Source organism: Caballeronia sordidicola, from assembly GCF_002220365.1.
Classification (GTDB): Bacteria; Pseudomonadota; Gammaproteobacteria; order Burkholderiales; family Burkholderiaceae; genus Caballeronia; species Caballeronia sordidicola_C.
In genome coordinates, this window is sequence record NZ_MTHB01000144.1 from 21059 (window position 1) to 28725 (window position 7667).

6 protein-coding genes are annotated in these 7667 nt (G+C 59.2%); 5 read left to right on the forward strand and 1 reads right to left on the reverse strand.

What is annotated here, in order from left to right; translation table 11 throughout:
• The first annotated feature begins 111 nt into the window (after window positions 1-111).
• From BSU04_RS22415 to msrQ, 5 genes are all read left to right on the forward strand, one after another.
• Window positions 112-780, forward strand: coding sequence for a c-type cytochrome (locus tag BSU04_RS22415; protein ID WP_089162643.1), 669 nt, complete (start codon window positions 112-114; stop codon window positions 778-780).
• Window positions 781-1014: 234 nt separating this feature from the next.
• Entirely contained in the window at window positions 1015-3243 is a 2229-nt protein-coding gene (locus tag BSU04_RS22420; protein WP_089162644.1) for a cytochrome c biogenesis protein ResB, read from the forward strand.
• Between the two features lie 4 nt (window positions 3244-3247).
• Complete coding sequence (gene ccsB, locus BSU04_RS22425; RefSeq protein ID WP_089162645.1) at window positions 3248-4450, forward strand: c-type cytochrome biogenesis protein CcsB; 1203 nt, start codon at window positions 3248-3250, stop codon at window positions 4448-4450.
• Window positions 4451-4616: 166 nt separating this feature from the next.
• Complete coding sequence (msrP, locus tag BSU04_RS22430; protein WP_089162646.1) at window positions 4617-5606, forward strand: protein-methionine-sulfoxide reductase catalytic subunit MsrP; 990 nt, start codon at window positions 4617-4619, stop codon at window positions 5604-5606.
• Window positions 5607-5622: 16 nt separating this feature from the next.
• A complete protein-coding gene (gene msrQ, locus BSU04_RS22435; RefSeq protein ID WP_089162647.1) occupies window positions 5623-6288 on the forward strand; it encodes a protein-methionine-sulfoxide reductase heme-binding subunit MsrQ in 666 nt (221 codons plus the stop codon).
• An 83-nt stretch (window positions 6289-6371) separates the two neighbouring features.
• On the opposite strand, the gene lysA is transcribed toward msrQ, so the two are convergent.
• Window positions 6372-7634, reverse strand: a complete 1263-nt coding sequence (gene lysA, locus BSU04_RS22440; RefSeq protein ID WP_089162648.1) for a diaminopimelate decarboxylase — start codon at window positions 7632-7634, stop codon at window positions 6372-6374.
• Between the last annotated feature and the right edge of the window lie 33 nt (window positions 7635-7667).

Below are 7667 nucleotides of genomic sequence, written 5' to 3' on the forward strand. Positions count from 1 at the left end.
TGAATTTTGATCCCGTGTCGAGTCCTCTGTCGGGTGTCTTGCAGTGCATCGGTCAACCGTCGTTTTTTGCAGAACCTCACATTCTCACAAGACGAAAAACAGGGTACGCGAATGAACCGACTGTACAAGACTCTGATGGTCCTGGAATTAGCAGCAGCATTAGGAGCGGGGTTGGTAGGCTGGACAGTCACAGCGCAAGCGGCAGAAGCGGGCACACCCGCCAAGCCAGACGTGACAAGGGGCCAGGCAATTGCCACCCAGGTTTGCGCAGCGTGTCACGGAGCAGACGGCAACAGTGCCGGCGGCGCGTTTCCGAAGCTTGCAGGCCAGCATGCCGAGTACATCGTCAAGCAGTTGAAGGATTACAAGACGCAGCCGGGCGCGAAAGAGCCGGCGCGCAAGAACGCCATCATGGCGGGCATTGCGGGCGCGTTGAACGATCAGGATATGGTCAACGTGGCGGCTTATTTTGAGACGCAGAAGGCCAAGCCGGGTTACGCGCGTGACAAGAACACCGTGCCGGTTGGGCAGAAGATTTATCGCGGGGGCATTGCCGACAGGGGTGTCCCGGCGTGTGCCGCCTGCCATGGTGCAACGGGCATGGGCGTGCCGGTGCAGTATCCGCGGCTGTCGGGACAATGGTCCGACTACACGGCTGCGCAACTCACCGCGTTTGCTCAGGGCACGCGCAATAACAGTGAGCCGATGCACACCATTGCCTTGCGCTTGAATGAGGCGGAAGTGAAGGCGGTTGCAGACTACATTGCGGGCCTTCATTAATGGTCGCTAACCGTCACTGACGGTCTGTAATGGTCCGCATGACCCGCCTGCAGCAAGCGCGGGTCTGCATTAAGATGCGCGCAGCGTCGCCCGGACGTCACATGCGCGGGTCATAGTCGAATGTGGTACGAAGCCGGTCCGACGAGGCCGGCGTGCAAAATAAGAAAAAGGGTGGGACGCCGGTCAAAGACCGCTTGCGTCTCCACCCTTTTTTGCTGTTCAGCCGGAGTTTGAATGAGCGTCACCACGTCGGGATTGCAGTCGAAGTCGAGCCGTAGCAGCGTGCGTCAAGCCATCGAAACAATTAGTTCGATGCGCTTCGCCATTTCGTTGCTCGTCATTCTCGCGATAGCAAGCATTATTGGAACGGTTCTTACGCAAGAGGATCCGTACCCGAATTACGTCAATCAGTTCGGTCCGTTCTGGGCCGACATCTTCCGTGGCGTGAGCCTCTACAACGTGTATAGCGCGTGGTGGTTCTTGCTGATCCTCGCGTTCCTGGTGGTTTCGGTGTCGCTGTGCGTGATCCGCAATGGCCCGAAGATGATCGCGGACATGAAGAGCTGGAAGGATCGGGTGCACGAAGGCAGCCTGCGCGCGTTCCATCACAAAGGCGAATTCCCGCAGGCGCCCGACTCGCGGGTAGAAACCGCCGCCAAGCTGCAACGCCTCGCCGGCAAGATGGGCTACAAGTTCGTCACGCGCGAGACCGAGAGCGGCGCAACGCTGATCGCGGCCAAGCGTGGCGCGCTGACGAAGCTCGGCTATATCTCGGCGCACCTGGCGTTCGTGATCATCTGCATTGGCGGCTTGCTGGACAGCAATTTGCCGATCAAGCTGCAAATGTTGCTCTTCAACAAGACGCCGATTGCATCGAACGAAGTCATCAACGACATTGCTCCGAATCACCGGCTGCCGACGTCGAATCCCACGTTCCGCGGTTACGCCTGGGTGCCGGAAGGGCAGCATGTCGCAACCGCCATCCTGAATCAGCAGGACGGCTCGCTGATCCAGGATCTGCCGTTCTCCATCCAGCTCAATAAATTTATCGTCGACTATTACTCGACCGGCATGCCGAAGCTGTTCGCGAGCGATATCGTCGTGATCGATCATGCGACCGGCAAGCGCATCCCGGCACGTGTGGAAGTGAATGAACCGTTCACCTACGACGGTATTTCAATCTATCAGTCGAGCTTCCAGGACGGCGGTTCGAAGCTCTCCATGACCGCCTGGCCGATGTCCGGCGGCAGCGCGAAAACCACGCCGTTCGACGGCGCCATTGGCGGCACGGTGCCGATGGACCCGCAGGCGATCGGCGGCAAGGGTGAAACCGTGGAATTCACCGATTTCCGCGCGATCAACGTCGAAAACGTCACGGACGGCAGCGGCTCGATCGATACTCGCGGCGTCGGCCAGACGCAGACGCTGAAGCAGGCTTTCGATGAAAGGCTGGGTTCGGGCGCGAAGACGTCGAAGCCGACCGATCTGCGCAACGTCGGGCCGTCGGTGCAATACAAGGTGCGGGGCACGGACGGGCAGGCGCGCGAATTCAACAACTACATGCTTCCCGTCGATGTCCAGGGCCAGCCGATGTTCCTCGCCGGCATGCGCCTCAGCCCGAACGATCCGTTCCGCTATTTGCGCATTCCCGCTGACGAGCAAAGCTCGATCAAGCAGTGGATGAACCTGCGCGCCGCGCTGGAAACGCCCGCCATGCGCAACGAAGCGGCGCGTCGTTTCGCGAAGCGCTCGGTGCCGGAAGCAAACGCGGACTTGCAGAAACACCTGGAAGAAAGCGCGTCGCGAGTGCTGAACCTGTTCGCCGGCGCCGATGAATCTGGCGTCGCGGCGGTTCCCGGACAGCCGGGCGCCACGTTGGGCGGTTTCCAAGCGATAGCGGGTTTTATCGATAAATCCGTACCCAAGGGTGAGCAGGAAAAGGCGGCGGGTTTATTGCTGCGTATGCTGGAAGGCGCGACGTGGGATCTGTGGCAGATTTCGCGGGCTCAGAATGGCCTTCCTGAGGCTCAGCCGGACGCGAAAAACACGCAATTCGTGCAATCGTCAATCAATGCTCTTTCGGACAGCTTTCTGTACGGATCGCCGGTTTTTCTGCAACTCGATTCGTTCAAGCAGATCCAGGCTTCCGTGTTCCAGTTGACGCGCGCACCGGGTAAAAAAGTGGTGTATCTTGGCAGCCTTCTGCTCGTGTTCGGCATTTTCTCGATGTTTTACGTGCGTGAACGTCGTCTCTGGTTCTGGCTCAAAGATACGCCAACGGGCGGCACGAGCGTGTTGATGGCAATGTCCACCGCGCGCCGTACGATCGACTTCGAGAAGGAGTTCGCGCGAACGCGCGACGCGATCGGCGCCATGCTGGGCGTCAAGTCACAGCCGGTAACGTCATCACCGGAAACGCCCGTGGACACCAAGTCCGCCGGCTCGCAGGATTCAACTCGGTAAGAACATGGACCTCACACAAGCCTCCTCGCATTCGACTCTGGCGCAGCAGCGCGCGGGCAAAGTGCCCATCGATCCAGACCTCTTCGACGAACGTCCGTTTCTCAAGCGTCTCGGTGTGACCGACTGGCTGTTCGCCCTGGCGATGGTTGCCGGCGCGGGTTTCGCGCTGTATCGGTATCACCCGTTCATGAACTACTACGACAAGCTGGTGCTCTGCTGCGCCGTGCCGGTGTTCGTGGTGCTCGGATGGCGCTGGAAGCCGGTGCGGCTGCTGATTGCGTGCATCGCGGTGATGTCGTTGTCTTCGTTGCAGCTTTATCACGCGGACCTCGCCCGCGCCGATACCAACTTCTTCCTCAAATACTTCTTGTCCAGTCAGTCGGCCATTTTGTGGATGAGTGCGCTGCTCGTACTGGCCACCGTGTTCTACTGGATCGGCTTGATTTCGCGTTCGCCCACGGGCGGTGCGATTGGCTCGAAGATGACGTGGGCAGCAGTGCTGATGGGCTTCACCGGGCTGATGGTGCGCTGGTACGAGTCTTACCTGATCGGTTCGGACGTGGGCCATATCCCCATTTCGAACCTGTATGAAGTATTCGTGCTGTTTTGCCTGATCACGTCGCTGTTTTATTTGTATTACGAACAGCACTACAACACGCGCGCAATGGGCGCTTTCGTGCTGCTGGTGATCAGCGCTGCCGTCGGCTTTCTGATGTGGTATTCCATCGCTCGCGACGCCCAGCAGATCCAGCCGCTCGTGCCTGCGCTGCAAAGCTGGTGGATGAAAATCCACGTGCCGGCGAATTTCATCGGGTATGGCAGCTTTGCGCTGGCCGCCATGGTCGGGGTGGCCTATCTGGTCAAGGAACGCGGCATTCTGGCGGATCGCCTGCCGTCGCTTGAAGTGCTCGACGACGTGATGTACAAGTCGATCGCAGTCGGTTTCGCCTTCTTTACCATCGCGACCATTCTGGGTGCGCTGTGGGCCGCCGAAGCGTGGGGTGGCTACTGGAGCTGGGACCCGAAGGAAACGTGGGCACTGATCGTCTGGCTGAATTACGCCGCATGGCTGCATATGCGCCTGATGAAGGGCCTGCGTGGCTCGGTAGCCGCGTGGTGGGCGTTGACCGGTTTGCTGGTCACCACGTTCGCGTTCCTGGGCGTGAACATGTTCCTCTCTGGCCTGCATAGTTACGGCAAGCTGTAATATCTGCCGCTAAACACCGGCTAAAAAAGCCGCCATGCAAGATTTGCTGGCGGTTTTTTTATTGCCTCGGCGGAATAGCTGAAACCAATTCGGTGTTTGCCACGAATATAGCTATAGCAGCGGCGACGCTGACGCGAGCCGCGACACAAATTTCAGGAGTATCGAAATGGGTATGAAACACACACGCCAGCTTTTCGGCGACGACATCGCCCGAAGCGAGATCACGCCGCGCGCGTTCTTCGAGAACCGCCGTCGCGTGTTGCGGGCCGCGGGTGCGCTGACGGCGACGGGGCTCATCGGCGTAAACGGCGAAGCGTTTGCCACGATGACATCGCCCGACGCAAAGGGTCAGAAGCTCGCAGCAACCACGAACACGAAATTCGTCGCCCTGGACAAGGTGACGCCGTTCAAGGACATCACGAGCTACAACAACTTCTACGAGTTCGGCACGGACAAGGCCGATCCGGCGCACAACGCGCATACGCTGCGCCCGCGGCCGTGGAAGATATCGGTGGAAGGTGAGATCAAGAATGCGAAGGTGTATGACATCGATGAAATCGTGAAACTCGCGCCGCTCGAGGAGCGTATTTATCGGCTGCGGTGCGTCGAAGGCTGGTCGATGGTGATTCCGTGGATCGGCATTCCGCTGTCCGAAATCATCAAGCGCGCGCAGCCGACGGGCAACGCGAAATATGTGCAATTCATCACACTAGCCGATCCCTCGCAGATGCCCGGACTGTCCGATCCCATTCTCGACTGGCCATATTCTGAAGGTTTGCGCATGGACGAGGCGATGAATCCGTTGGCGCTGCTGACCGTCGGTTTGTACGGCGAAGTGCTGCCGAATCAGAACGGCGCGCCGGTGCGTATCGTGGTGCCTTGGAAATACGGCTTCAAGAGCGCGAAATCGCTGGTGAAGATCCGTTTTGTCGAGCAACAGCCGAAAACGAGCTGGAGTGAGTATGCGCCGAAGGAGTACGGTTTTTATTCGAACGTGAACCCGAACGTCGATCATCCGCGCTGGAGTCAGGCAACGGAACGGCGCATTGGCGAGGACGGTTTCTTCACGCCAAAGCGCAAGACGCTGATGTTCAACGGATACGGTGATCAGGTCGCGTCGTTGTATCGCGGCATGGATCTCAAGGCCAATTTCTAAGGTTCAGGGGACGAGGATGGCTGTGGCTTCCGATGTCAAAACAAAGCCGGCAACACGCGTTGCAGCAGGCGGCACCAACTGGATCGTGCCGGCGAAAGTGGCTGTATTTCTTGGCGGTTTGTATCCGCTCGCGCGGATCGTGCTGCTGGGTTTCACGGGCGGCTTGGGCGCAAATCCAATCGAATTCATTACCCGCTCGACCGGCCTGTGGACGCTCGTATTCCTGTGCATCACGCTTGCCGTCACGCCGGTTCGCCGGCTGACCGGCCTGAACGCGCTGCTGCGTTTTCGGCGGATGCTCGGGCTATTTGCGTTCTTCTATGTCGTGCTGCACTTCACCACGTACGTCTGGTTCGACAAATGGTTCGATGTCTTCGCCATGCTCAAGGATATCGTCAAGCGGCCATTCATCCTGGTTGGTTTCTCGGCATTCGTGCTGCTGATCCCGCTCGCCGTGACGTCGCCGAAAGCGATGGTCAGGAAGCTCGGCCGTCGCTGGCAAACGCTGCATAAACTGATCTATCCAATCGCCGTACTCGCGATCCTGCACTTTTGGTGGATGAAAGCGGGCAAACACGATCTCATCTTGCCGAAGATCTATGGCTCGATTGTGGTGGTGTTGTTGGCGTGGCGGGTGATTGTCTGGCTGCGCTCGCGAATGATGCAGGCAAGCTCGGGTTAGCAGATTTTTGATCGCGGCGCACACGAAAAAGGGCGACGCTTGAATGGCGCCGCCCTTTTTTACGCTGATTCGACCGACTGAAGTCAGTCCGGGAAAATCGATTCGCCCGCGAACAACTGCTTCACTTCTTCGCGTTCACGCACTCGCCGGGCACGTTCGCGATCGACCATGACTTCGGCGGCGCGCGGGCGCGTATTGTAGTTTGAGCTCATCACGAAACCGTAGGCGCCCGCCGAGAAGATCGCGATCAGATCGCCCTGTTCGATGGCGAGCTCCCGATCCTTGCCGAGCCAGTCGCCGCTTTCGCAAACAGGACCAACCACGTCGTAGAGCTGCGCTTTCGTCGCGCGCTTTTCCACGGCTTCCATGCGATGAAATGCCTGATACATCGCAGGACGCGCGAGGTCGTTCATGCCGGCGTCGACGATAGCGAAATTTTTCTCTTCGCCCGGTTTCAGGTACTCCACGCGCGTCAGCAACACGCCCGCATTGCCGACCAGCGAGCGGCCCGGCTCGAAATACACTTCGCGATGACCATGCCCGCGCTCATCGATATGCGCCAGCACCGCACGCACGAATTCGCCGATAGCCGGCGGCGTTTCGTCGTCGTACGTAATGCCTAGCCCACCGCCAACATCGACGTGATGAATGTTCGTGCCGTCCGCTTCGATCTGCTCGACGAGATCCAGCAATTTGTCGACGGCATCGAGATACGGGCTCACTTCGGTGATCTGCGAACCAATATGGCAGTCGATTCCGATCACGTCGAGGTTCGACATGGCCGCTGCCTGGGCGTAGGTCGCACGGGCATCGGCGAACGCCACACCGAACTTGTTCGATTTCAGGCCCGTGGAAATATACGGATGGGTCTTGGCATCCACGTCGGGATTCACGCGCAGCGACACCGGCGCTTGCTTGCCCGCCGCCCTGGCCACTTCGTTCAGCGCATGCAGTTCGGGAATGGACTCGACATTGAAGCACTTCACGCCGGCATCGAGTGCTTCGCGCATTTCCGCTGCCGTCTTGCCGACGCCGGAGAACACCGTGTTTTCGGCTTTGCCGCCCGCAGCCAGGACGCGCGCCAGTTCACCCGACGAGACGATGTCGAAGCCCGCGCCAAGCCGCGCGAATACGTTCAGCACCGCGAGGTTGCTGTTGGCTTTCACGGCCACATGGATAGTGGCACGGCGGCCGCTGCAGGCATCGGCGTAAGCTTTATATGCGTCGGTCAACGCGCTGCGCGAATATACGTAGAGCGGGGTGCCGAACTGATCGGCCAGCGACGCGGCCGAAACGCCTTCGACCTGCAGCGCGCCGTCGGCGCGCGAGAATGCGGATTGAGTCATGAGTTTTCTGGTTCTGCTGACGTGCTTGACCGG

Excerpts from the sequence above, each read along its gene's own strand:
- BSU04_RS22415 (WP_089162643.1), top strand. The coding sequence starts at position 112 with ATGAACCGACTGTACAAGACTCTGATGGTCCTGGAATTAGCAGCAGCA.
- BSU04_RS22420 (WP_089162644.1), top strand. The coding sequence starts at position 1,015 with ATGAGCGTCACCACGTCGGGATTGCAGTCGAAGTCGAGCCGTAGCAGC.
- ccsB (WP_089162645.1), top strand. The coding sequence starts at position 3,248 with ATGGACCTCACACAAGCCTCCTCGCATTCGACTCTGGCGCAGCAGCGC.
- msrP (WP_089162646.1), top strand. The coding sequence starts at position 4,617 with ATGGGTATGAAACACACACGCCAGCTTTTCGGCGACGACATCGCCCGA.
- msrQ (WP_089162647.1), top strand. The coding sequence starts at position 5,623 with ATGGCTGTGGCTTCCGATGTCAAAACAAAGCCGGCAACACGCGTTGCA.
- lysA (WP_089162648.1), bottom strand. The coding sequence starts at position 7,634 with ATGACTCAATCCGCATTCTCGCGCGCCGACGGCGCGCTGCAGGTCGAA.